Source organism: Streptomyces sp. E-08 (assembly GCF_049913095.1).
Classification (GTDB): Bacteria; Actinomycetota; Actinomycetes; order Streptomycetales; family Streptomycetaceae; genus Streptomyces.
In genome coordinates this window covers 3020371-3044649 of the sequence record NZ_CP183971.1, presented here as the reverse complement: position 1 = coordinate 3044649, position 24279 = coordinate 3020371, and the positions used below count along the sequence as shown (strand labels likewise).

Annotated in this window: 17 protein-coding genes; 3 read left to right on the top strand and 14 right to left on the bottom strand. The window is 74.1% G+C overall.

Features of this window, described 5'->3' with window-relative positions:
• Positions 1–22: 22 nt before the first annotated feature.
• From ACN9MM_RS13850 to ACN9MM_RS13790, 13 genes are all read right to left on the bottom strand, one after another.
• Positions 23–1348 carry a vWA domain-containing protein gene (locus ACN9MM_RS13850; RefSeq protein ID WP_382856409.1) on the bottom strand — a complete coding sequence of 442 codons (1326 nt, stop codon included), beginning with the start codon at positions 1346–1348 and terminating at the stop codon, positions 23–25.
• 57 nt (positions 1349–1405) lie between these two features.
• On the bottom strand, positions 1406–2914 hold the full coding sequence (locus ACN9MM_RS13845; protein ID WP_426363902.1) for a PP2C family serine/threonine-protein phosphatase: 1509 nt from the start codon (positions 2912–2914) through the stop codon (positions 1406–1408).
• Positions 2915–2916: 2 nt separating this feature from the next.
• Positions 2917–5409: a tetratricopeptide repeat protein gene (locus tag ACN9MM_RS13840; RefSeq protein ID WP_426363901.1), complete on the bottom strand. Its 2493-nt coding sequence runs from the start codon at positions 5407–5409 to the stop codon at positions 2917–2919.
• 59 nt (positions 5410–5468) lie between these two features.
• The gene (locus tag ACN9MM_RS13835; protein WP_426363900.1) at positions 5469–6764 is read right to left on the bottom strand and encodes a hypothetical protein; all 1296 of its coding nucleotides are present in this window, start codon (positions 6762–6764) and stop codon (positions 5469–5471) included.
• A 53-nt stretch (positions 6765–6817) separates the two neighbouring features.
• Positions 6818–7777, bottom strand: a complete 960-nt coding sequence (locus tag ACN9MM_RS13830) for a glutamate ABC transporter substrate-binding protein (protein WP_426368735.1) — start codon at positions 7775–7777, stop codon at positions 6818–6820.
• A gap of 182 nt (positions 7778–7959) precedes the next feature.
• Positions 7960–9387 carry a hypothetical protein gene (locus ACN9MM_RS13825; RefSeq protein WP_426363899.1) on the bottom strand — a complete coding sequence of 476 codons (1428 nt, stop codon included), beginning with the start codon at positions 9385–9387 and terminating at the stop codon, positions 7960–7962.
• A 295-nt stretch (positions 9388–9682) separates the two neighbouring features.
• Positions 9683–10669, bottom strand: a complete 987-nt coding sequence (locus ACN9MM_RS13820) for an N-acetylglucosamine kinase (protein ID WP_426363898.1) — start codon at positions 10667–10669, stop codon at positions 9683–9685.
• The gene (locus tag ACN9MM_RS13815; RefSeq protein ID WP_426363897.1) at positions 10660–11925 is read right to left on the bottom strand and encodes a 6-phospho-beta-glucosidase; all 1266 of its coding nucleotides are present in this window, start codon (positions 11923–11925) and stop codon (positions 10660–10662) included. The genes ACN9MM_RS13820 and ACN9MM_RS13815 overlap by 10 nt, the downstream gene beginning before the upstream one ends.
• An 8-nt stretch (positions 11926–11933) precedes the next feature.
• Positions 11934–12818 carry a carbohydrate ABC transporter permease gene (locus tag ACN9MM_RS13810; protein ID WP_426363896.1) on the bottom strand — a complete coding sequence of 295 codons (885 nt, stop codon included), beginning with the start codon at positions 12816–12818 and terminating at the stop codon, positions 11934–11936.
• 3 nt (positions 12819–12821) lie between these two features.
• Positions 12822–13703 carry a carbohydrate ABC transporter permease gene (locus ACN9MM_RS13805; RefSeq protein ID WP_426368734.1) on the bottom strand — a complete coding sequence of 294 codons (882 nt, stop codon included), beginning with the start codon at positions 13701–13703 and terminating at the stop codon, positions 12822–12824.
• A 133-nt stretch (positions 13704–13836) separates the two neighbouring features.
• Positions 13837–15177: an ABC transporter substrate-binding protein gene (locus ACN9MM_RS13800; protein WP_426363895.1), complete on the bottom strand. Its 1341-nt coding sequence runs from the start codon at positions 15175–15177 to the stop codon at positions 13837–13839.
• A gap of 55 nt (positions 15178–15232) precedes the next feature.
• On the bottom strand, positions 15233–16447 hold the full coding sequence (locus tag ACN9MM_RS13795) for an ROK family transcriptional regulator (protein ID WP_426363894.1): 1215 nt from the start codon (positions 16445–16447) through the stop codon (positions 15233–15235).
• Positions 16448–16609: 162 nt separating this feature from the next.
• Positions 16610–17689, bottom strand: a complete 1080-nt coding sequence (locus ACN9MM_RS13790; protein ID WP_426363893.1) for a mechanosensitive ion channel family protein — start codon at positions 17687–17689, stop codon at positions 16610–16612.
• A gap of 239 nt (positions 17690–17928) precedes the next feature.
• Here ACN9MM_RS13790 and ACN9MM_RS13785 point away from each other — a divergent pair, with 239 nt between their 5' ends.
• On the top strand, positions 17929–18492 hold the full coding sequence (locus ACN9MM_RS13785; RefSeq protein ID WP_382855847.1) for an HNH endonuclease: 564 nt from the start codon (positions 17929–17931) through the stop codon (positions 18490–18492).
• Between the two features lie 49 nt (positions 18493–18541).
• On the opposite strand, the gene ACN9MM_RS13780 is transcribed toward ACN9MM_RS13785, so the two are convergent.
• Positions 18542–21733: a beta-N-acetylglucosaminidase domain-containing protein gene (locus tag ACN9MM_RS13780; protein ID WP_426363892.1), complete on the bottom strand. Its 3192-nt coding sequence runs from the start codon at positions 21731–21733 to the stop codon at positions 18542–18544.
• 235 nt (positions 21734–21968) lie between these two features.
• Between ACN9MM_RS13780 and ACN9MM_RS13775 the strand changes: the two genes are divergently transcribed.
• The gene (locus tag ACN9MM_RS13775) at positions 21969–22169 is read left to right on the top strand and encodes a hypothetical protein (protein ID WP_352017939.1); all 201 of its coding nucleotides are present in this window, start codon (positions 21969–21971) and stop codon (positions 22167–22169) included.
• A gap of 1 nt (position 22170) precedes the next feature.
• Complete coding sequence (malQ, locus tag ACN9MM_RS13770; RefSeq protein ID WP_426363891.1) at positions 22171–24270, top strand: 4-alpha-glucanotransferase; 2100 nt, start codon at positions 22171–22173, stop codon at positions 24268–24270.
• Positions 24271–24279 lie beyond the last annotated feature (9 nt).

The following is a 24279-nucleotide window of genomic DNA, read 5'->3' as shown; positions in this document are numbered from 1 at the left end:
GTCGTCCGGCCCGGTGGCCGGGCTACCTCTTGACGCGAACGGTCTTGGTGGAGCGGGTCTCGAGTGTCATCTCGTCCGCTTCCGCGACCTTCGCCTTCAAACGCACAGTACCGGTCGCCGCGTCGACGACGTCGACCACCTTCGAAAGCAGTTTCGCCGTATCCGCGTTGCCGGAGGCCGCCGCGAGCTGCACGGCACGGCCCAGTTTGGCCGTCGCGCCGTCCCGATCGCCCGATTTGCGGGCATCGAGACCCTGCTGGATGACGTCCGCCAGCTCCGCCTGGCCCGTGTAGTGGGCGACCTGCGGGTTGATCGACGTCGACATCGCGAGGTCGTCCGTCCACACCGCCCGTACCAGCCCTTGAGACAGCGGGCGCGGGTCGCCGCCCGCCGGGTCCGGGGCGATCAGGGAGACCCGGGCGGCGAGCATCTCCTGGCCGACCGCCGCCTGCGGGACCCGCACGCTCACGTGGTAGTCGCGGGACTCGTCGCCCCACGAACCCGTCGGGTAGTCCCCGGCGCGCGGCCCGGCCTCGGTGCGCCGCCCGGTCAGGTCCTCGACCGCGGGCGCCACCTGCTTCACGAACATGATCTCGACCCCCACCGGGGTCCACAGGCGCAGGGCGACGTCCGCGACGCCCTTGCCCATCGCGTGCTCCATCATCGCCGTGAAGTCGGCCGTGAGCCCGGCGGGGTCGGCGACGATGTCGGCGGTGCCGAGGAGCGCCGAGGCGATCCCGGTGACCTCCTTGACCTCCCAGTCCGTGCCGACCCCGCGCGCGTCGCAGGTGAACCGGCCCGCGCAGGCGTCGAGCGCGGCGCGCAACTCCTCCGGCGACTCGTGCTCGTTGCGGCCGTCGGTGAGCAGGATGCCGTGCCGGATGGTGAGTTCGGCGGAGGAGAGCAGCCGGTCCGCGAGCCGCAGCCAGGTGCCGATCGCCGTGCCGCCGCCCGCCGAGAGCCGGCGCAGAGACTCCTTGGCCTCGGCGCGGGTGCGGGCGTCGGCGACGGCGAGGCCGCCGTTCCCCGGGTAGACCTCCTTGGCCACGTGCGTCCCGGCGACGAGGGCGAAGCGGGTGCCGTCGCGCAGGGTGTCGACGGCGGCGGCGGTCGCCTCGCGCGCGCCGCGCATCTTGGTGGCGGGGTAGTCCATCGAGCCGGAGCAGTCGACCATGATGACGACGCCGGCCGCGGCGGGGCCGCCGCTCGCGAAGCCTCCGGTGGTGCCGCCGCCGGTCGAGGTGACCGTGACGATCGCGCTGACGTCCCGGCCGCCCTCGGGCAGGAACTCGTTCTGGTAGACGTCCACCGAGAACTGCGGCACGGTCGACTTGGAGAAGTTCGCCATCTGTTTCGGGCTCCTCAGGGCAACGACTTTGAAGGGGACGGGGATCGGCGACCGCTCTCAGGCGGATCCTGCCCCTTGCGGTGCGACGGTGAACGGGACGAGCGCGACCGTGATGTTGTCGTGGCCTCCGCCGTCCAAGGCGTGGCCGACGAGGACCTGCGCGCCGTGCAGCGGGCGGTCCGCCGCGTCGGCCGGGACGACCCTGGCCATGTCGTCGGCGCCCTCCGCGTAGTTCCACAGGCCGTCCGTGCAGACCACCACCACACCGGAACGGTCCGGCTTGAACGCGGCGGTGTGCGGGTCCAGTTCGTACGAGTCGGCGCCGAGCCAGCCGGTGATCGCGTGGGCGCGCTCGTCCGCGTACGCCTCGGCCTCGTTCATCAGGCCCGCCGCGACCATCTGCGCGGCCCACGAGTCGTCCTCGGTGAGCCGGGCGGGCGGGGTGCTGCGGTCGTCCGGCACCCAGTAGGCGCGGCTGTCGCCGACCCAGCCCACGACGAGCAGACCGGCGGCGACGACGGAGCCGACGATCGTGCAGGCCGGGGCGTTGCGGTGGCGGTGCGGGTCGTGCTCCGCGCCGTCCTGACCGGGCTCCTCCGCGAGGGAGTTGACGGCCTCGGCGGCGGCCACGATCGCCTCGTGCATCGCCTGCTGCGGGTGCGTGCCCCGGGGGAGCGCGGCGAGCAGCGAGGCGCCGGCCGCCTCGGCGGCCGCGGCGGAGGCCTCGTCGGGACGGGTCGCCGAGGAGACGCCGTCGCAGACGATCGCGAGGATGGCGGGGGAGCCGTCGGGCAGGGTGGTCGAGGAGACGGCGAACGCGTCCTCGTTGCGGTGGTGGCGCAGCCCGCGGTCGCTGACGGCGGCGACGCCGGTCAACTCCCGCTCCATGTGGTCGCGCTCGCGCGGCTGGGCGTGCCCGCAGTTCTCGCAGTACCCGTCGGAGTCCACCCGCCCGGCCCGGCAGGCCACGCAGAGGACGGGGGCGCCCGCGGCGACGGGGGCGGCCGGGGAAGCCGGGGCGGCCGGGGCGGGATCGGCGCGCACGGCGGTACGGGGGTCGGGCGCGGCGAGCTCGAAGTCCCCGTCGGGGGTGGCGCCGGGAACCCCGGGCGCGGGAGCCGTGGCCGCGGGGCCAGTGCCGGGGGCCGGCTTCCCGCCGGGCGCTGGAGCCCCGTCCGCGGTGCCGGCTGCTCCGGCCGTGGTGCCTGGCGCCCCGCCCGCGGTGCCGGGAGTCCCCGCCGCCGCGCCTGTCCCGCCCTCCGCCGGAGCCGGGCCGTCCGTGTGGACCGCCATCGTCGGGAGGTCGTGGCCTCCGGAGTCGGTGCCCGGGAGGTCGCCCGGGTGCTGGGTCGCCGTCGAGAGCGAACCGGGGTCGCGCGGCGGGGCGTCCGGCCAGGTCACGGGGGTGCCGATCGCCACGGTCGGGCGATCGGAACCGGCCTCGGCGGCCGGTACGGCCGACAGGTCGTAGCCGCACGCCCCGCAGAACCGGTCACCCGACTCCAGCGGCTCAGCGCAGCCCGGGCAGGCGGCGAGTCCGTGCGACGGCTTCGGCTTCTGGGACATCCTCACACCCACGTCCGGGGGCGGAAGCGGTTGGCCCGCTCCACCAGTTCGATCCTCTCCTCGCCCCGCTGGGCGAGCCGGGCCAGCACCCGGTACGAGCGTTCGAGGCCGAAGCGCAGTCCGCGCTCGTCCAGTTCACTGCCGAGCAGCAGCGCGCCGCCGCCCGGTGCCGCACCGGGACTCCCGGAGAGTACCCAGTCGAGGGCCGTCCCGAGGACCTCCGTCGACAACCGCTCCCGGCGCACCGCGTCCAGACCGAAGCCCTGGAGCGCGGAGACCTGCGCGGCGGCCGCCGTCAGATCGGCGCCGAGCGGCTCGTGCGCCGGGCGCCTCCGCAGCCGCGCCCGCACGGCCGCGACCCGCGCCGCCGTGTAGTGGATCGACGCCTCCGGTACGGACTCCAGCGTCTGTACGGCTCCGGTACGGTCGCCCGCCGCGAGCCGCACCCGGGCGAGCCCGAAGGCCGCGCTGACGAAGCTCGGGTCCGTCGCCCACACCAGGCGGTAGTACTCGGCCGCGTTGTCCAGCTGGCCGAGGACCTCGGCGCAGATCCCGAGGGCCAGCTTCGGCGCCGGCTCGCCCGGGAAGGCGTCGTACACCGCGTCGAAGGCCAGCGCCGCGTGCTCGTGGTCCCCGGTCACCAGGGAGGCGATGCCCCGGTACCAGACGACCCGCCAGTCGTCCGGGTCCCGCTCCTCCAGACCGGCGAGGGTCCGCGCGGCGGAGGGCAGGTCGCGCAGCTCCAGCTGGGCCCGCAGGGTGCGCAGCCGCAGCTCCGCGGAGGGTGCGGGCGCGCTCTGGAGCGCCCCGAGGAGCTCGCCGGGGGCGGCGGCCGCGAGACCGGCGAGGAGACCGGCGTTGGGGTCGCCGGTGTCGACGCGCGGCACGGGCAGCGCGAGTGCGGTGGCGGCCGCGTCGACCGGCGCGAGCAGCGCGCCGAGCCCGGGACCGGGGAGCGCGGTCGCCCCGGCGGGCGGCGCCTGGCCCGGAATCGCACCGGGCGGCAGCTCGCCCGGAGCCGTCCCGGACCGCCTGCGGCCCCGGCGGGCGCCGAGCAGTGACACGGCCTCGGTCAGTTCGGCGAACAGTGCGGTGTCCGTGACCCGCACCTCCGTGCCGAACAGCGTCGAGAGGGCCGGGCGCGGCCGCCCCGACTGGAGGGCCACGACCTCGCGCAGCACGCCCGTCAGCTGCTCCGCCATCTCCTGCGCGGAGGCGAACCTGCGGGCCGGGTCCGGGTCGGTCGCGCGGACGAGGAAGCGGTAGAACGACTCGTACGTCCGGAAGACCTGGATGTGCTCGGGGTCGGGCAGCGAGTCCAGGAAGACGTTCGTGTAGCCCTGGAAGTCGAAGGTCATCACGGCGAGCGTGCGGGCCACCGTGTACAGGTCGCTCGCCACCGACGGGCCGACCTCGGCCACCTCGGGCGCCTGGTAGCCGACCGTGCCGTAGATCGCGGACTCGTCGTCGTCCATCCGCCGGACCGCGCCCATGTCGATGAGCTTCAGCTGGTCCTCGGACTGGATGGCGTTGTCGACCTTGAAGTCGCAGTACAGCAGGTTCCTGCTGTGCAGGTGCCCGAGCGCCTCCAGGGCCTCGATGCCGTACGCGCAGGCCTGCTCCACCGGCAGCGGGTCGCGCCGGCCGTCGGGGGTGCGCCGGTCGTTGGCGATCTCCTTGAGCGACTTGCCGCCGACGTACTCCATGACGATGTAGCCGTCCAGGGAGCCGGTGCGCTGGTCGAGGTGCTCGACGAAGTTGTAGATGCGGACGATGTTGGAGTGCTCGATCTCGGCGAGGAAGCGGCGCTCGGAGATCGCGGCGGCCATGGCGTCCTGGTCGCCGGTGTCGAGCAGGCCCTTGAGGACCACCCACCGGTCGGAGACCGCCCGGTCCACCGCGAGGTAGATCCAGCCGAGCCCGCCGTGCGCGAGGCAGCCCGCGACCTCGTACTGCCCGTGCACGATGTCCCCGGCGCGGAGCTTCGGCACGAAGGAGTACGGGTGCCCGCACTTGGTGCAGAAGCCCTCCGTACGGCCCGGCCGGTCGCCCCGCGAACGGCCCACCGGAGCCCCGCAGTCCGAACGCGAGCAGAAACGCTTCCGCTCGGGAACCTCGGCGTTCTCCATCACCGCGCCCCGCGGGTCCGGCCGCGGCACCTCGGGGATCGTCACCAGACCCGCGCCCAGCCGGTTCCGGGCGGACTGCCCGGTCGACGAGCCCGAGCTGCGCACCGACACCGAGCGGCCCGTGGAGGCACCGGACAGCGAGCGCGAGAGCCGTCCCGAGACCGAACGCCGGGAGGTCGACGAACGGGACGAGGCGCGCGAGGAGGCACGCGAACTGCTCCGCGAGGAGCCCGAGTCCGGGCCCCCGACGCCGCCCGCCCCCCTGCCGGGCACGGCCATCCCGGTCGGGGTCGACCCGATCAGGCCTCCGGGCGCGACGACCGGCGCGAGCCCGCAGGTGTCGCAGTACAGCTCGCCGCCTCCCATGTCCTCGTACGAACCCTCGCACGAAGGACGCTGACAGCTCCCCACACCCGTCTCCCCGCTCACCACTGTCGTCCTCCCGCGTCTCCCGCGCCCCGCGTGTCCCTCGGCCCGGACAACACGTCCGCCACCGCCTGCTGGTAGCGCAGCACCGCCTGCTCCGCGACCCGCAGATCGCAGGGCGCGCTCCACAGCATCCGGCGCGCCGCGTCGTACCGCTCGACGAGCAGCGGGTCCTCCGCCGCGCCGAGCCGCGCCACCTTCGCCTTGTACGCGTCGAGCCGGCCGCGCAGCTCGGCCCGGACCGCGAGCGGCGCGGTGACCGCCGTCAACGACTCGCGAGCCCGCATCAGTTCGTCCTCCGCCTCCCGCTCCAGGGACTCCAGGAGCGGGGAGAGCCGATGCCACTGGGCGTGCCTGCGGTACTCGGCGGCGGCCGCGAGCCGCTCCTGCAGCACGATCGGCGGCCCGCTGACGGCCGGCACCTCGGAGGCGGCGATCTTGGCGAGGACCTCGCCGCGCGCCGACCGCGCCTCGGCGAGCGTCCGGTCCGCCCGCGAGAGCACGTCCCGCAGCCGCAGCAGCCGGTCCTCGGAGTCCTGCCGGACCGCGAGGACCGCCTCGATCTCGCGCCGGACCTCCTCCAGGGCCAGGGCGGCCCGGTCGTACCGCTCGGTGTCGGGCCGTCCGCCGCCGGGCGCCGAACTCCCCGCCGCCGGCCGCCAGAACGCCAGCGGGTCGGTCACCACCTGGGAGCGCAGCGCGGTCAGCTCGGCCGTGATCGCCTCCAGTTCGTCCCCCGCCGGGTGCTCCCCGGGCCGCACGCCGACCGAGTGCGCCAGCGAACGCGTCCGGCCCAGCTCGGCGGCGAGCAGGTCTATCCGCGCGGGCAGCGCCGACCAGACGGCGTCGGCGGTGACGACCAGGTCGAGCGAGGAGGCGTACAGCTCGTTCATCCGCCGGACGAGGCCCTCCAGGCTGAACCGCTCGGTGAGCAGGGCGCCCTCGGCGGCCCCGCCCGGGACGAGCACGGTGTCGCCGCGCAGCCGGTCGGTCAGCTCGACGAGCTCCTCCCGGCCGGGCCAGCGGCGCCGCGCGCGCAGCTCACGGGCGTCCCGCAGGGCGCCGGTGTACACGTCGAAGCAGGTCCAGAGCAGGGTGATGGTCCGCTCGGCGGCCGCCCAGCGGTCCCGCGTCGTGCCGGTCAGCTCCGCCCCTTCGAGCAGCCTGCGGCCCGCGTGGTCCTGGAGCGCGAGGAGCGAGTCCTCGACCGCCTTGTGCTCGGCGCCGAGCCGCGCCAGCGCACGGTCCACCTCGTCCCGGTCCATCACCGGCCCGGGGGGTCCCGTGACGCCCATCGGTCAGTCCTTCCGCTTCGTGTACAGGGTTGTTCCTCTGGAGCGCGTGCCGGTCACTTGTACAGCGGGGCGGGCGGCCCCGTTATCCCCGGCAGGTCCTTCGCCAGCCACTCCTGGTACGCCTTCTGCCAGGGGCCCTGCCGGTAGCCCACCAGGACCTGGTTGACCCGGCGGACCAGGTCGTCGTTGCCGAGCTTGGCCGCCACCCCGTAGTACTCCTCGGTGAACGGCCTGCCCTTGAGCTCGACCGCCGGGTCCTGCGCGGCCTGGCCGGCCGCGAGGGCGTTGTCGGTGACGACGGCGTCGACCTCGCCCATCTGGAGCCGCGCCAGGCAGTCCAGCTGGTTGGGGACGGTCAGCAGGTCCTTGTCGTCCTTGGTGCCGTCGCCCTCGTCCTTGAAGACCGCGCCGAAGGACTTCTCCTCCAGGGCGTCGTAGGCCGTGGAGCCCTCGGCGGTGCAGACCCGCTTGCCGCTCAGCGAGGAGTCGTAGCCGGTGATGCTCCGGTCGAGCTTGGGCGCCAGGACCTGCTGTCCGGCCCGGAAGTAGGCGGTGGAGAAGGCGACCTGCTCGATCCGCTTGCAGTTGATCGTCATGGTGCGCACGACGAGGTCGACCTTGCCGCTGTCCAGCGCGGCGATCCGCTGGTTGGTGGGGATCGTCCGGAAGATGATCGCCTCGGGGTCGCCGAGGACGTCCTTGGCGACGGCCCGGGCCAGGTCGATGTCGAAGCCCTCCAGGACGCCCTTCTCCGGGTTCCGGTAGCCCCAGCGGTAGCTGGACTGGTCGACGCCGACGATCAGCTTCCCGCGCTCCTTGATCGCCCGGATCGACGGGCCGTCCGCCGACGAGGGCGTGAGAGAGGCCTCGGGGTGCTCGCAGGTGTCGGCCCTCACCTGGACGCCGGTCCCCACGCCGGGGCCGCTCGTCCGCGGCGCGGCCGCCGCGTCGCTGCCGCCCTGCGCCAGGGGCAGCAGGGTGAGCGAGGCGGTGAGCCCGCAGGCCACGGCCATCGCGGCCACCCCGCCCCAGCCCCGAAGCCGCCCGACCGCCCGCCGCACCAGCGGGTCCGTGCCGCTCGCGGTCCGCCGCACCAGCGGGTCCGTGCCGCTCGCGGTCCGCCGTGCACGCGGGTCCGTGCCGCTCGCCGTCCGCCGCACCAGCGGGTCCGTGCCGTTCGGCATCCCGCCCCCTCTCACCGGTACTCCGACAGTCTGCGGTTGATGCCGAGCACGGCGCCCGCCGCACCCAGGATCCCGAGGGCCGCCGCGCCCAGTGGCAGCGCGGTCAGCGCGTCCCTGGCGTCCCCGGCGGAGCGGGTGAACTCGTTCTGCTCGTGCGCCAGGGCCTTCTCCAGGGCCGCGTCGACCTCGTCGAAGGACCGGCCCGTGGAGTCCTTGGCGCCGACGACCCGGCCGAGGGCGCCCTCGTAGTCGCCGGCCTCGTCCTTGGCGCGGGCGTCCTTGTGGCGCTCCCGCCATTCGGCGGCGTGCTCGGAGGACTCGTCGACCGGGCCGCGCCCGGCGTCGTCGTCGGCGAGCTCGCGGGCCTTGGCGAGCGCCGTCGTCAGGGAGCCCATGCTCGCGGTGTAGTCCGCCTCGTACTTGTCGTTCCTGCCGTCCTCGGTGAGGACGGCGCCCCGGGCGACCAGGGTCAGGTTCTCGTTGGCACGGGCGGTGAGCGAGCTGATCCGGGCCGTGTTGAGGACCTGGAGGGACTCCTGCCCCTGCGCCCGCGCGCTGTCGAGACCGCTCCGCGTCACGGTGTGCGCGGCGACGAGCCAGAGCAGGACGACCACCGTGGCGGCGGTGGCGGCGAGCAGCCCGTGGTTGAAGACCCGGTTGGTCCGGGCGTAGGTGCGGCGCTGGGCCCAGAGGAGCACGCCGAGGGAGAGCAGCCCGAGCGCGAGCGACAGGTAGGGCCGGGTGCGGGCCGAGTCGTCGTCCCGGTGCAGCCGCTCCGTCTCGGCCGCGTACAGCCGCTCGGCGGCCGGCAGCAGCGAGGTGGACATCTGCTGGTTGGCGTACCGCAGATAGGCGCCGCCGAGGGGCAGGCCCTGCCGGTTGGCCGCCCGGGCGCGCTCGATCAGGCCCGTGTAGCGCGGGAGCTGTTCGTTGAGGGTGGCGATCTCGCGGGCCGAGTCGGACGAACCGTCGGTGTTCGCCGCGGCCTTGACGAGGAGCCGGGAGGCGGTGGTGATGTCCCGGGTGTACCGCTCGCGGGACTCCGCGGGCTCCAGGGTGCCTGCGAGGAACCCGGCGGCGGCGGTGGTGTCGGCGTCGGCGAGGGAGCGGTAGACGGCGGCCGCGTCGGCGCTCAGGGGCTGGCTGCGGCTGACCACGTCGTCGGCGGCGGCGGCCCGGTCGGTGACCTCCAGGGCGGTGACCGCCCCGAACGCGACGACGAGCAGCGCCAGTACGGCCCCGAGGATCTGGAGCCGGCCGGGCTCGGTGGTCGCGGCCTCCCGCAGGCGCTCACGGCCCACGGCCCAGGCGCCGCGCCCCGCGGGCGGTGTGGCGGCGGGTGCGGGCGACGGCTGCCCGGGCACCGTGCGCGGACGCGCGGACGCCGGTGCCGTGCCCGGCGCCGCCGAGGCGGCGGACGCGTTCGGCGGGTGTGTCACTTGACCTCCCCCTCGGTCGCTGACGTCGGCCCGTCCGGCCGGGGGCCGGTGGGACCGGTTCCGGTGGAGGAGCACCCGGCCAGCAGTATGGCCTCAGGGGGCCGTCCGCACACCGGGATTGACTGGATCTTGTGCCTATCGTGCCGCATGCCTCCCGTGCCCCAGTAGGCGAACCCCCTCACCTTGAATACGCCTTCAGGCGGGAATCGGTTCCGTACCGGCCATCGCTCGAACAGGTGAACATGCGTGCGGGGCGCCCCGTCGCCCGACGGAACACCCCGCACCCACCCCGCGATCAGACCTCGTACCGCGCCCGCAGCCGGGCCTTCGCCTCCGGGCCCGCGGACGCCTCGTCCAGGGCGAGCAGCCCCGCCCCGAGCACCGGCGGCGCGGTCACGAAACCGATCACGGCCTTCGGCGCCCGCGCCGCCAGGAGTTCGCGGATCCGCTCCTCCAGCCGCGGGTGGCGGGCGGCGAGCACGCTGCCGCCCAGCATCACCGGGGCCTCCTCGTGGTGCAGCCCGAGCCGGCGGAGCGCGACCGCGGCCATGGCGACGACCTCCTCGGCGAGCCGGTGCACCAGCGACAGCGCGATCGGGTCGCCCGCGGCCGCGACGGCGAACAGCACCGGCGTCAGCTCGTGCCGCCGCTCGACCGTGATCCGGCCCAGGTGCAGCGCCTCGATCAGCGCGTACATCGACTCCAGGCCGAAGTGCGCGGGCAGCGCGTCGGCGAGGGCCGTGGGCAGGCCCCGCCCGTCCTCGGCCCGCGCGGCGAACCACAGGGCCTCGTCGGCGAGTCCGCCGCCCCCGCCCCAGTCCCCGGAGATCTTCCCGATCGCGGGGAAGCGCGCGGTCCGCCCGTCCGGCGTCATCCCGACGCAGTTGATCCCCGCCCCGCACACCACGGCGACGCCGCGCGGCTCGTCGAGCCCGGCCCGCAGGATCGCGAAGGTGTCGTTGTGCACCCGCACGGACCGGCTCCAGCCCCGGCCGAGCAGCTCCGCCTGGAGCGCGGCCTCCTCCACGGGCAGGTCGGCATTGGCCAGACAGGCCGCGACATGGGCGAACTCCACCGGCACACCGGCCTCGGCGCACGCCCGGCCCACGATCTCCGCGAGCCCGTCGACCGCCGTCGCCACCCCCACCACCGGCGGCTGGAACCCGCCGCCGCGCGCCGACCCCAGGACGGTGCCGTCCTGGGCGAGCACCGCGACGTCGGTCTTGCTGTTCCCCGCGTCGACCGCGAGGAGAACCCCGTTCGCGCCCCCGTTCACACCCACGCGAGGTGCTCCCGGTTGTGCGCGATCAGCCGGTCGGTGAGCCCGTCGGCGTAGGCGTACTGCCCGACCAGCGGGTGCGCGAGCAGCGCCTTGAACACCCGGTCGCGGCCGCCGCGCAGCGCCGCCTCCAGGGCCAGGTCCTCGTAGGCCGTGACGTTCGCGATCAGACCGGCGTACAGCGGGTCCACCGGCGCGACCGGCAGCGGTGTGGCGCCGTGGGCGCCGACCGCGGCCTGCGTCTCGATCACGGCGTCGTCCGGCAGGAACGGCAGCGTGCCGTTGTTGTACGTGTTCACCACCTGGTACGGCGATCCCCCGCTGCCCAGCAGCGAGGCGGCGAGGTCCACGGCCGCCTCCGAGTAGAAGGCGCCGCCCCGCTTGGCGAGCAGCGCCGGCTTCTCGTCGAGCGACGGGTCCCCGTACATCTCCAGGAGCTCCCGCTCCATCGCCGCGACCTCGGCCGCCCGCGAGGGCTTCGTGCCGAGCTCCCGCACCACCTCGTCGTGCGCGTAGAAGTACCGCAGGTAGTACGAGGGGACGACGCCGAGCCGGTCGAGGACCGGGCGCGGCAGGCGCAGGTCGTCGGCGACGGCGTCGCCGTGCTCGGCGAGCAGCCGGGGCAGCACGTTCTCGCCCTCGGGGCCCCCGATCCGTACGGCCCGCTCCCAGGTCAGGTGGTTGAGCCCGACGTGGTCGAGGTGGACCTCGGACGGGGCCACGCCGAGGAGCCTCGCGAACTTCCGCTGGAAGCCGATGGCCACGTTGCACAGGCCGACGGCCTTGTGCCCGGCCTGGAGCAGCGCGCGCGTGACGATGCCGACGGGGTTGGTGAAGTCGATGATCCAGGCGTCCGGGTTGGTACGGCGGACCCGCTCGGCGATGTCCAGGACGACCGGGACCGTGCGCAGCGCCTTGGCGAGGCCGCCGGCGCCGGTGGTCTCCTGGCCGACGCAGCCGCACTCCAGCGGCCAGGTCTCGTCCTGCTCGCGGGCGGCCTGCCCGCCGACCCGCAGCTGGAGCAGGACGGCGTCGGCGCCCTCGACCCCGGCGTCGAGGTCGGCGGTGGTGACGATCTTCCCGTCGTGGTCCAGCTTGGCGAAGATCCGCCGGGCCAGTCCGCCGACGAGTTCGAGGCGCTCGGCGGCCGGGTCGACGAGGACGAGTTCGGTGATGGGCAGGGTGTCGCGCAGGCGCGCGAATCCGTCGATCAGTTCGGGGGTGTAGGTGGAACCGCCCCCCACGACAGTGAGCTTCATGAGATGACTCAGCCCTTCACTCCGGTCAGTGTGACTCCCTCGACGAACGCCTTCTGCGCGAAGAAGAACACGAGGATCACGGGGGCCATGACCAGGACGGTCGCGGCCATGGTCAGATTCCAGTCGGTGTGGTGTGCGCCCTTGAAGGACTCCAGGCCGTAACTGAGCGTCCAGGCGGCCGCGTTCTCGGAGGCGTAGATCTGCGGCCCGAAGTAGTCGTTCCAGCAGTAGAAGAACTGGAACAGGGCCACGGCGGCGATGCCGGGCTTCGCCATCGGGATCACGACCCGTATCAGGGTGCGGAACTCGCCGCACCCGTCGATCCGGGCGGCCTCGACGTACTCGTTCGGGATCGTCAGCAGGAACTGGCGCAGCAGGAAGATGGCGAAGGCGTCGCCGAAGGCCATCGGGACGATCAGCGGCCACAGCGTGCCGGAGAGGTCCATCTGCTTCGCCCAGAACAGGTACATCGGGATGATCACGACCTGCGGCGGCAGCATCATCATCGAGATGACGAGCAGTAGCGACAGATGGCGGCCGCGGAAGCGGAACTTCGCGAGCGCGTACGCCACGGGGATCGAGGACACCACGACGAGGACGGTGCCGAGACCCGCGTACAGCAGGGAGTTCTTCCACCAGGTGAGGAAGCCCTCCGTCTGGAAGACCCGGACGTAGTTGTCCCAGTGCCAGGAGTTCGGCGTCAGGTCCCGGGTGAGCGCCTGCTCGTCGCTCATCAGGGAGGTCAGGAGGACGAAGACGAACGGGAGCACGAAGAACAGGGCGGCGGCGATGCCGAGCGAGTGCACGGCGATCCAGTGCAGCAGCGACCTGCGGCGGGCCCGCTTCTCGGCGGGGCTCGGCACGGTCCGGACGGGGGCGGTTGCGGTCGTCATGGTTCAGTCACCCGAGCCGATCAGGCCGCCGCGCCGGCGCATCAGCAGCGCGGTGAAGGCCATGGAGAAGGCGAAGAGCACGAGCGCCACCACGCAGGCCGCGCCGTAGTTGAACTGGTTGAAGCCGAGGCTGTAGACCAGCTGCGGGAGGGTCAGCGTGGAGTCGTCCGGGTAGCCGGGCTGGAAGGCGGCCCCGGATCCGCCCATCTTTCCCGAGGCGACCTTGGCGGCCACGATCGGCTGGGTGTAGTACTGCATCGCGCCGATGATCCCGGTGACGACCGCGAAGAGCACGATCGGTGAGATGTTCGGCAGCGTGATGTAGCGGAACCGCTGCCACGGGGACGCGCCGTCCAGCTCGGCGGCCTCGTACTGCTCCTTCGGCACGTCGAGGAGGGCGGCCATGAAGATGACCATGAGGTCGCCGACGCCCCACACGGCGAGGACCGTGAGGGCCGGCTTGGCCCAGTCCGCGTCGTTGAACCAGGAGGGGGCGGGGATGCCGACCGTCTCCAGGAACGCGTTGACCGGCCCGGTGCCGGGGTTGAGCAGGAAGACGAAGGCGAGCGTGGCGGCCACCGGCGGGGCCAGGTACGGCAGGTAGAAGAGGGTGCGGTAGATCCCGGCGCCCTGCTTGATCTTGGTGATCAGCATGCCGATGCCGAGGCCGAAGACGACCCGGCAGGTCACCATCACCACGGCCAGCCAGAGGGTGTTCTGCAGGGCCGGCCAGAACTTCGGCATGTCGGAGAAGACGTACGTCCAGTTCTCCAGGCCCCGCCAGGTCGGCGGGTTGAGGCCGTCGTACCGCATGAACGAGAAGTACAGGGTGGAGATCAGCGGATAGGCGAAGAAGAAGCCGAATCCGATCAGCCAGGGCGACATGAACAGTGCGGTGCGCAGCGCGTTGCGCCGGCGCTTGGACCGCAGGGTGTTCCGCGCCTCCGGGGAGGCGGCGGCCGGGGCGGCCGCCTCCTTCGCGGTCAGGGTGTCCGTGCTCATGAGGGGGGACCGGCCGTCACTTCGCCGCGGCGATGTCGCGGTCGATCTGGGCCGCCGCGTCCGCGAGGCCCTTCTTGAGGTCGGTGACCTGGCCGTTCTCGTACTTGTGGGCGAGGTCGGACAGGGTCTCCTGGTAGGTGGGGCCGTTCACCGCGCCGTCCATGGTGGTGGACTGGGGGTGCCGGGCGATGTCCAGGAAGACCTTGAAGCGGTCGTCGAACTTCAGCTTCGGGGACTTCAGCGCCTCCAGGGTGGAGGGGACGTTCCCGATGTCGTTCGCGAAGCCCACCACCGCGTCGGTGTCCGTGGTCATGTACTTGACCAGCTCCCAGGCCGCGTTCTGCTTCTTGCTCTGCGGCGCGATGCCCATGATCGTGCCGGAGAGGTAGCCCTTGCCGTACTCGGCGATCTCGTCGTCGGCGACCGGCAGCGGCGCGATGCCGACCTCGAACGGCACCTTGGCGTCCTTGATGAAGTTCAGCCGCCACTCGCCGTCCAGCTGCATGGCGACCTGCCCGGTCTGGAAGGGGTGCTTGGCGCCCCACTCGTCACCGAAGGTGGTGCGGTACTTGTCGAGCTTCTTGAACCCGCCGAGGGAGTCCACCAGGGACTTCTGGTACGTCATCATCTCGGCGAAGGCCGGGTCCTTGGCGACGTTCGACTTGCCGTCCTTGTCGAAGTACGTGTGGTCCCACTGCGACATGTAGTGCTCGACGACGGTCTCGTAGCCGAGGTAGTTCGGCATGAAGCCGAGCTGCTCGTACGAGTCGCCCTTGGGCTTGGTCAGCGCCTTGGCGACCTGGGCGAACTGGGACCAGGTCTTCGGCGGCGCCTCCGGGTCGAGACCGGCCGCCTTGAAGGCGTCCTTGTTGTAGTACAGCCCGTACGCGTCGGACAGCAGCGGCAGCGAGCAGCGCCTGCCCTGGAACTGGGTGTACTCCTGGAGGACCTTGGGGAAGGTCTTGTCCAGGTCCAGCTTCGACTTCTCTATGAAGGGCTTGAGGTCGGCGAGCGCGCCCGAGGCGCAGAACTTGCCGACGTTGGAGGTGGTGAACGAGGAGACGACGTCCGGCCCGTTCGAACCGCCCGCGCGCAGCGCCTGGCCGAGCTTCTCGTCGTTGATGTCGCCGACGACCTTCACCTTGATGTTCGGGTGGGTCTTCTCGAAGCGGGCGACGTTGTCCTCGATCGCCTTCACCTCGGCGGGTGCCGACCAGCCGTGCCAGAAGGTGATCGTCGTCTGCGCGTTCGGGTCGTCCGTGGCCGCGTTGTTCGCGGAGCCGGTACAGGCGGTGGCGAAGAGGGCGATCGAGGCGGTGGCGGCGAGCGCGGCGGCGGCTCTGCGGGGTACGGGCATGACGGTGTCTCCCTGGGGCGGAGGGGCTACGGGGCAGGAGGTGGTGGTCGGTGGGTCAGCGCGAGGTGTCGAAGACCTCGTCGCGTGTGGTGGCGAGGGCGCTTTCGAGGGCGCCGCGCAGCACCGGGCGCCGGGGCACGGCCGCGAGGACGAGACGCGGCCGGGCGGCGGCGAGGTCGGCGAGTTCGGACTGCACCCGCGCGCGCAGGGGTTCGCCCCCGGCGACGAGGACGTCGCCGGAGAGCACGATCAGTTCGGGGTCGAGGACGGCGACGAGGGAGGCGAGTCCGGTGGCGACGCGCTCGGCGTAGCGGTCGAGCAGCTCCGCGTACCGTGGGTCCTCGCCGTGCGCCTCGGCGGCGTGCGCGAGGAGTCCGCAGGCGACCGGCACGTACGGCTGCTCGGGGGTGTCGATGCCGACGGCGCGGGCGATCCGCGGCACGGCCTGGACGCCGGCGAGCTCCTGGTAGCCGCCGGAGTTGGCCTTGGCGACCTGCCGTACGAGCGGGGTGCCGGGCACGGGCAGGAAGCCGACCTCGCCGGCGCCGCCGGTGAAACCGCGGTGCAGCCGCCCGCCGAGGACGAGGGCGGCGCCCATGCCGGCCTCGTTCCAGAGCAGGGCGAAGTCGTCGTGGCCCCGGGCGGCGCCCAGGCGCTGCTCGGCGAGGGCGACGAGGTTGACGTCGTTCTCGTACTCGAACGGCATGGGCAGGACGGCGGCCAGCTCTTCCAGGAGGGTGGGGGAGTGCCAGCCGGGCAGGTGGGAGGCGTAGCGCAGGCGTCCGGTGGCCGGGTCGAAGGCGCCGGGGGTGCCGATGACCAGGCGCCGCACGTCCTCGCGGGTGATCCCGGCCGCCGCGACGGCCCCGTCGAGGGCCTCGGTGACCTGGCGGACGACCCCGGAGGCGGCGCGGCCGGGCGTCCGCAGCTCGAACTCGCCGGTGATCTCGCCCGTGATGTCGGCGACGGCGGCGTGGATGCGGAACTGGTTGACGTCGAGTCCGGCGGCGTACGCGGCCCGCGCGTCGACCGCGTAGAGCTGGGCGTTCGGTCCGGGCCGGCCCTCGGTGGTGCCGGTGGCGACGACGAGCCCGGCCGCTTCGAGCCGGGCGAGGAGCTGGGAGGCGGTCGGCTTGGACAGGCCGGTGAGCTTGCCGATCCGGGTGCGGGAGAGAGGGCCGTGCTCCAGGAGCAGGTCCAGGGCGGCACGGTCGTTCATGGCCCGCAGGACGCGCGGCGTGCCGGGGGTTCCCGGGGTCGTACCGGCCATGATGATCCACCTGCTCCTGCCTGAGCCACACTGTTAGGAAAGTTTCCTATTGGGTTGGGAGGAAGGTAAGGCGGCCGTCACCGGGGCGTCAATACCCGGGAACGCGACACGCCCCCGAAGGCAACCAAAGCGTTACCCGCGGGAGCGTGAAGGGGGAGGGGGTTACTTCGAGAGGTCCGGCCTCGGCAGCGGGGTCGCCGCCGCCGACTGCGGCGAGGTCGCCGAGGCGAACGCCGAAGGGGCCGCAATGCCGGCCGTCGGGTCGGCCGCCGACTCCTCGGCCTGCGGCGGAATCCCGCCCACGATCCGGATCCCGGCCTCGTCCAGACCCCGCTTGATGCGCCAGCGCAGCTCCCGCTCCACACCCAGCTTCTTGCCCGGCATCGTCTTCGCCGAGACCCGGACCGTCATCGAGTCCAGCAGCACCTCGCTCAGGCCGAGCACCTCCACCGGACCCCAGAGGCGCTCGTTCCACGGCTCGTCCTTCGCCATGGCGTCGCCCGCCTCCGTGATCACGGCCCGCACCTTGTCCAGGTCCTCCGTCGGCCGGACGGTGACGTCCACACCGGCCGTCGCCCAGCCCTGGCTCAGGTTCCCTATCCGCTTGATCTCGCCGTTGCGGACGTACCAGATCTCGCCGTCCACCCCGCGCAGCTTGGTCACCCGCAGGCCCACCTCGACGACCTCGCCGGAGGCCACGCCCGCGTCGACCGAGTCGCCGACGCCGTACTGGTCCTCCAGGATCATGAAGACGCCCGACAGGAAGTCCGTCACCAGGTTCCGCGCGCCGAAACCGATCGCCACACCGGCCACACCGGCCGAGGCGAGCAGCGGCGCCAGGTCGATCTTGAAGGCGCCGAGGACCATCAGCCCGGCCGTGCCCAGGATCAGGAAGGACGCCACCGAGCGGAGCACCGACCCGATCGCCTCCGAGCGCTGCCGCCGCCGCTCGGTGTTCACCAGGAGACCGCCGAGCGCCGTCCCCTCCACCGCCTGTGCCGAACGGTTCATCCGCTCGATCAGCTTCGTCAGGGCCCGCCGCACGGCCATCCGGAGCAGCAGCGCGACGACCAGGATCAGCAGGATGCGCAGCCCGGTGTTCAGCCAGGTGGACCAGTTCTCCTCCACCCAGCTCGCCGCGTTGGTGGCCTTCTCCGCGGCCTCGTCCAGGGTCACCGGCATCGGATCGGGTTCGGTGGCAGCCGCAAGGGCGGACCAGGACACGGGACAACCTCCAGGCATCGCGTACGCAGGCCATCCACACTAACGGGGCGTCGGACGTGGTCCCGTAGCCGTGTTCGAGGGAGAGACGGACCTCACCTGGGCACATACCGGGGAGAGATGCCGATGTGGTCGAGAACACCCCCGGGGCCGTCACCCCGATTCCGGTACGTGGTGGCGCCGCGACCAGGCATGAGGAGAGACTGAGAGCAGTTCGTCCCGGCGCGAGCCACGCGCCGCCGGCGTCATAGGAGGCATCCGTGCCGCATGTCCTGGTCCTCAACGCGTCGTACGAGCCGCTCGGCGTCGTACCGCTCCGCCGCGCACTCGTCCTCGTACTGGAGAACAAGGCTCTCCTTCTCGAGGAGTCCGGCGCCTTCCTGCACAGCGAGACCCAAGTCCTCCCCGCTCCCAGTGTGGTGCGACTGAAGCGCTTCGTGCGGGTCCCCTACCGGGGGCCCGTTCCCCTGACCCGCAGGGCGCTCTTCGCGCGCGACGGCGGGCGCTGCGCGTACTGCGGGGGCGTCGCGACCAGCGTCGACCACGTCGTCCCGCGCAGCCGCGGGGGCACGCACGCCTGGGAGAACGTGGTGGCGGCCTGCCGTCGCTGCAACCACGTCAAGGCCGACCGGCACCTGCGCGAGCTGGGCTGGCGGCTGCGGCACCAACCCGCCCCGCCGACCGGCCTGGCCTGGCGGATCATCGGGACCGGACACCGGGACCCCCGCTGGCTGCCGTACCTGGAGCCGTACGGCGCCGAGGACGTCATGGCCCGGATCGACTCCGTCGCAGACACCCCCGTGAGGGCGCTGACGACGGGTTGAGCCGGGCCTTTCGCGTACGCGGAGGCCTCCGGTCGGAGCGGCGCGCCCCTCAGGGGGCGGGCCGCTCCTCCGGCGTGTCCTCCGCGGGCGTGCCCTCGGCCGGTGCGCCCTCCGCGGGTGCGCCCTCTGCCGCCGTGCCCGGTGCGGGCGTGTCCTCCGCCGGTGCCCCGGGCTTCTTCTGCGGGGCCACCGCGTACGTCTCCACCGACCAGAGCGAGTAGCCGAAGCGGGTCGCCCGCGTCTCCCCCTGGACCCGTAGGAAACGGGTGTCCGCCGCGTCCATCCGGACCGACTCCCGGCCGCCCCGGCCGTCCGCGACGGTCGCCGCCGTCCGCCAGACCCGCCCGTCGGCGGAGACCTGCACCCGGTAGCGGGAGGCGTACGCGTCCTGCCAGTGCAGCACCACCTGCCCTATCCGGGCCGGCTCGGGCAGCTCCAGCTGCCACCAGGCGCCGTCCTCCGCCGGGGACGACCAGCGGGTCGCCGGGTCGCCGTCCACCGCCGAGGCGGCCGGGAAGTCCGGCGTCTCGTCGCCCGAGGAGGAGGCCGTCGCCGACCGCGCCAGGTCCGGGCCCGCCGTCCGGGGGAAGGCCCGCACCGTCAGGACCCGCTCCTCGCCCGCGAACGACACCGGCACCCGGTACGAACCGGCCGGCACGCCCGCCGCCACCGACACCTCCAGAGGGACGCTCGTCCGCGCGCCGCGCTCCACCACGGCCTGCTCCGGCAGCCGCACCACGATCCCCTTCGGCGCCTTCGCCGTCAGCGCCCCGCGCACCTCGCCCGCGCGCCGGCCTGTCAGCTCCACGTCCACCCGCTGCGCCGGGCCGCCGATCTCCGCGTCCGTCTCGGTCCTGGCCAGATCGAGACCGGCGCGCGGCCCGTCCGCGAACCACGGCACGAGCGAGCGCACCCCGGGCGCCGGGCCGTCGCCGCTCCACACCACCCGCAGCGCCTCCGCCCGCAGCCCCTTCAGCTCGGTCTGCGTCCACCCGGACGCCGACAGCGGGCCGAGCGGCCGCCAGCCCTCGCCGGGAACGTACGCCTCCACGCGCGCGTCTCCCGCCGTGTCCGGCGCGGTCATGACCGTCAGCGCCTCCACGGACCGCGCCCGGTCGAGCCGCACGGTGTACGAGCCGGGGGCGCGGTCGGCCGGTGCCGCCGGGGTCCGGTCGGCGCCGGTCCAGGCGGCCGACTCCTTCACCGCGCGCGTGAGGAACGGATCGAGGACCCCGGAGCCGACCGTGACCCGGCTCGTCCCCAGGACCTTGCGCTGCCCCTCCAGGTCCAGCTGTGCCCGCCAGGCCGCGGCGCCGTCGCCGCGGGCCTGCGCGAGGAGCATGTCGACCGCCGTCTCGCCCGCCCGGCCGTACCGGGAGAGCTGCTCGAGCCAGGGGCCCGTCTCGTCGTCGAGGGTGCCGCCGGCCGTGGCCGTGAGCCGTTCGGGGGCCCGGCGCATCACGGTGAACGCGGCCCGCAGCTCGCGCGCCGCCCTCTCCCGCCCGGATGTGCCGGTGCTCGTGCGGGACGCCCAGAACGCCGCGAGGAGCGGCTTCAGGTAGGCCGATTCGCCGGCCGGGTCGAGGATCGACGAGGAGCCGTTCCCGGCGAGCGCGCGCAGCGCCCCGCGGGCGGCGGGGTCCGGGCCCGCGAGGTCGTCCACGGCCGCCTGCCACGACTCGCGGGGCCGGTAGCCCCTCGGGTTCCAGGCGTAGTCGGCGGCGGTGAAGAGCGGGACGCGGGAGGCCGCGGACTGTTCCATGGCGTGCGCGAGGTAGGCGGCGGAACCGGCGGCCACGGCCGGCTCCCGGCCGGTCGCGGGGCCGAGGAACAGCCGGTCCTGCGCGTAGTCGTTGACCGGGTAGTTGTCCATGGTGACCAGCGGGTGGCCGCCCAGGGCCTCGCGCGTCCCCGCCAGTTCGCCGCCGGTGATCGTGCGCGGGACGACGCCGACGCCCGTCCAGGCCACCCGGACGCCCGTGTCGAGGGCCTCGGCGAGCGCCGTGCGGTACGCGCTCGTGCCGTCCTGGTAGTACTCCGTCGGCATCACCGTCAGCGGTTCGGCGTCCGGGTGCCGCTCGGCGAGGTGCCGGGCGACGGCGTTCGCCACGCGCGCGTGGGCGGTGGCCGCGGCCTCCGGTCCGCGCCCGAAGACGTCGGCGTCCTTGTCGCAGTGCCACTCGTCGTACGAGGAGTCCTGGAACTGCAGCTGGAAGGAGCGCACCCCGAGCTCCCGCATCGCGTCCAGCTTGCCCGTGAGCGCCGCCACGTCGCGGGCCGAGGACAGGCACATGGACTGGGCGGGCGCCACGGCCCAGCCGAGCGTCACGTGGTTGGCGCGGGCCCGCTCGGCGAGCGCCCGGAACTCGTCCCGCTGCGCGGCCGGGTAGGGCTCGCGCCACTGTGCCTGGCGGTACGGGTCGTCGCCGGGCGCGTACAGATAGAGGTTCTGCTTGGTCCGGCCCAGGAAGTCCAGCTGGGCGAGCCGCTGTTCCCGGGTCCAGGGGCGGCCGTAGAAGCCCTCCGTGACGCCGCGCTCGACCGTGCCGGGCCAGTCGCGGACGACGACGCCGGGGACCTCGCGGCCGGTGCCGAGGAGCTGACGCAGCGTCTGGACGGCGTGGAACAGGCCGTCCTCGCCGACCCCGTCCAGGACGACGGTGTCCCGGCCCTGGAAGCGGCCCGTCGCGAGCCGGTAGCCGCCGCGGGGCAGATCGAGGCGCTCGGGCACGCGCAGGGCGGTCAGCGCCTCTTCGGCGCGAGAGCCGGTGCCGGTGCCTTCGGTGTCGCTCTCGCCGGTGGGCCCGGCCGCCCGCAGGACCGGGCCCCGGCCCGGCAGCGCGGTGTGGACGGTCCGTACCCCGGCGGCCCGCAGCACCTCGCGCAGGGCGGCGAGGGCGTACGGATCCGCGTCGGCGTCCGCGAGGAGCGTCACCTCGTCCCCGAGGCGTACGGAGGGCCCGGCGGCGTTCAGGGACTGCGGCCGGGGCCAGACGGCGGGCACGCGCGCGGTGTCGGGGGAGTCCGCCCGTGACGTGGTCGGGGGCGCGGGAGCGGACGGAGAGGACGGCGAGGACGGAGCCGCCGGAGCCGTGGGAGTGGCCGGGGCCGTGGGTGCCGCCGGGGTCGCGGGAGCCGTCGGGACGGCCTGCGCCGAGCCCGGCACCGCGCCGCCGAGCAGGCCGCCGATGACGGCGGCGGCCACGGCCGTCGCGGTGCGGTTCCTGCGCCCGAGGTGCACGGGGTCTCCCTTCGGCCGGGGCCGGCGGCTCCGCCGGTTGGTCACGATCGGGTCACGAGCCCACCACCCGTCGCACGGGGGTGTCAATGCACGTGGCCGATGTGTCGGCTTTGCCCGGCGAGCCGTCGGCGAGGTGACGTCACTTCGCCGCGTTCCGCCGGTAAAACGAGGTGGGGTGGGTAGGGCTCTGTCGTTGCTCAGGTACCACCTTGTCGATACGAACCGGGAGATCCCCGTGACCACGACCGCCCCTCACCTCGGACGGATACGCATTCCCCAGCAGTCGGCGCCGGCCGGTGAGCCGCTGACCAGCGAGCCGCCCCTGCCCGACGCGTCGCCCCTCACCAGCGAGCCGCCCCTGGCCGTGGCGGCCCCCCTGACCAGCGAACCCACCGCCCCCGGCAGCGCGGGCGGCCCGGAGTCCCCCGGAGTGTGAAGTGACCCTGGCCCGTCTCGCCGCCCGTCACGGCGTCGCCACCGCCCACAGCCCCTCGGAAGGCGTCACGGTGCCCGTGCCGGACGCCACCGTGGTGGCCGTCCTCGCAGCCCTGGGCATCGACGCGGCCACCCCGGAGGCGGTCGTCGCGGCACTCGACGCGGCCGAACGGGCCGACCGGGAGCGCCTGCTGCCCCCGACCCTGGTCCACCACCACGGCGACGGACCGGTCCGCCCGCCGGAGGGCCTGCCGCCCGGCACCCGCCTCCGGGTCACCACCGAGGACGGGGCCGTCGTCACCGGCCAGGACTGGTCGGAGCTGCCGCTCGGCGTCCACACCGTGGAGGCCGAGGCCCCCGACGGGCGCGCGGCCACCGGCACCCTGATCGTGAGCCCCGCGCGCGTGCCCGGCCCCGGGCGGCGCGCGTACGGGCTGCTCGTCCAGCTGTACTCGCTGCTCTCCACCCGCTCCTGGGGCATGGGCGACCTCGGCGACCTGAGGGAGCTCGTCACCTGGGCGGGCCGCACGCACGGCGCCGGGTTCGTCCAGGTCAACCCGCTCCACGCGGGCGTGCCCGGCGCGCCGGGCGACCCCTCCCCGTACCGCCCGTCCTCGCGCCGCTTCCCGGACCCCGTCCACCTGCGGATCGAGGAGATCCCCGAGTACGCCCTCCTCGGACCCGAGCGCCGCGAGGAGCTCGACCGGATCCTCGCCGAGGCGGCCGAACTGCGCGAACGGGTCCTCGGCAAGGGCGCCCTTATCGACCGGGACGCCGTGTGGGAGGTCAAGCGGCGGGCCCTGGAGCTGGTGCTCGGCGCCGTCGAGCCCGGACCCGGCCGCCGCGCCGAGTTCCACGACTTCCTCGCCGAGCGGGGCCGCGCCCTGGAGGACCACGCCACCTACCAGGCCCTCGCCGAGCGCCACGGGCCCCACTGGCGGAGCTGGCCCGAGGAGCTGCGCACCCCGCGCGGGGCGGAGACCGCCGTGCGCGACGATCCCGCCCTGGCCGCCCGGGTCGACTTCCACTGCCGGCTGGCCTGGCTGACGGACCGGCAGCTCGCCGCCGCCGCCGGGGCCGCCCGCGAGGCCGGCATGGCGGTCGGGATCGTCCACGACCTGGCGGTCGGCGTCCACCCCGAGGGCTCGGACGCCTGGGCCCGGCAGGAGGCCTTCGCCGCCGGCATGTCGGTCGGCGCCCCGCCCGACGCCTTCAACTCCCGGGGCCAGGACTGGGGACTGCCGCCCTGGCGGCCCGACGCCCTCGCCGCCACCGGCTACGCCCCGTACCGGGGACTCCTGCGCGAACTCCTCCGCCACGCGGGCGCGCTGCGCATCGACCACGTGATGGGCCTGTTCCGCCTGTGGTGGGTGCCGGAGGGCCGCGAGCCCACCGAGGGCACGTACGTCCGGTACGACGCCGAGGCGATGCTCGCGGTCCTCGTCCTGGAGGCCCACCGGGCCGGCGCCCTCGTCATCGGCGAGGACCTCGGCACGGTCGAGCCGGGCGTACGGGAGGAGCTCGCCCGGCGGGGGGTGTTCGGGACCTCCGTGCTCTGGTTCGAGCGGGACTGGGCGGGCACCGGCCGGCCGCTGCCGGCGGGGGAGTGGCGCGCGGAGTGCGTGGCCACGGCCACCACCCACGACCTGCCCTCCACGGCCGCCCGGCTCTCGGGCGAGCACGTCGCCCTGCGGCACCGGCTCGGGCTGCTCGCCGGCGACCTGGAGCGGGAGCGCGCGGCGGACACGGCGGAGACCGCCGAGTGGCTGGACCTGTTCGAGCGGAAGGGCCTGCTTCCGGAGGGGCCGGGGGACGAGGAGGCCGAGATCAGGGCCGTCCACCGGTTCCTGCTCGCCACCCCGGCCCGGATGGTGGGCGCCTGGCTGCCGGACGCGGTGGGGGACCGGAGACCGCAGAACCTGCCGGGCACCTGGGACGAGTACCCCAACTGGCGGCTGCCGCTCGCGGGTCGGGACGGCCAGCCGCTGACCCTGGAGCAGCTCGCCGCCTCGCCCCGGGCGCACGCCCTGCTGCGCGAGCTGCGGGCCCGTACGGAAGCGGAGAACGCCCGTTCGGCACCCCCGGGCGCGCGGCCCGATTAGGTGTTCGCT

Coding starts and splice junctions, on each gene's coding strand:
- ACN9MM_RS13850 (WP_382856409.1), bottom strand. CDS start 1,348: ATGGCGAACTTCTCCAAGTCGACCGTGCCGCAGTTCTCGGTGGACGTC.
- ACN9MM_RS13845 (WP_426363902.1), bottom strand. CDS start 2,914: ATGTCCCAGAAGCCGAAGCCGTCGCACGGACTCGCCGCCTGCCCGGGC.
- ACN9MM_RS13840 (WP_426363901.1), bottom strand. CDS start 5,409: ATGGGAGGCGGCGAGCTGTACTGCGACACCTGCGGGCTCGCGCCGGTC.
- ACN9MM_RS13835 (WP_426363900.1), bottom strand. CDS start 6,764: ATGGGCGTCACGGGACCCCCCGGGCCGGTGATGGACCGGGACGAGGTG.
- ACN9MM_RS13830 (WP_426368735.1), bottom strand. CDS start 7,777: ATGGCCGTGGCCTGCGGGCTCACCGCCTCGCTCACCCTGCTGCCCCTG.
- ACN9MM_RS13815 (WP_426363897.1), bottom strand. CDS start 11,925: ATGAAGCTCACTGTCGTGGGGGGCGGTTCCACCTACACCCCCGAACTG.
- ACN9MM_RS13810 (WP_426363896.1), bottom strand. CDS start 12,818: ATGACGACCGCAACCGCCCCCGTCCGGACCGTGCCGAGCCCCGCCGAG.
- ACN9MM_RS13805 (WP_426368734.1), bottom strand. CDS start 13,703: ATGTCGCCCTGGCTGATCGGATTCGGCTTCTTCTTCGCCTATCCGCTG.
- ACN9MM_RS13800 (WP_426363895.1), bottom strand. CDS start 15,177: ATGCCCGTACCCCGCAGAGCCGCCGCCGCGCTCGCCGCCACCGCCTCG.
- ACN9MM_RS13795 (WP_426363894.1), bottom strand. CDS start 16,447: ATGGCCGGTACGACCCCGGGAACCCCCGGCACGCCGCGCGTCCTGCGG.
- ACN9MM_RS13790 (WP_426363893.1), bottom strand. CDS start 17,689: ATGCCTGGAGGTTGTCCCGTGTCCTGGTCCGCCCTTGCGGCTGCCACC.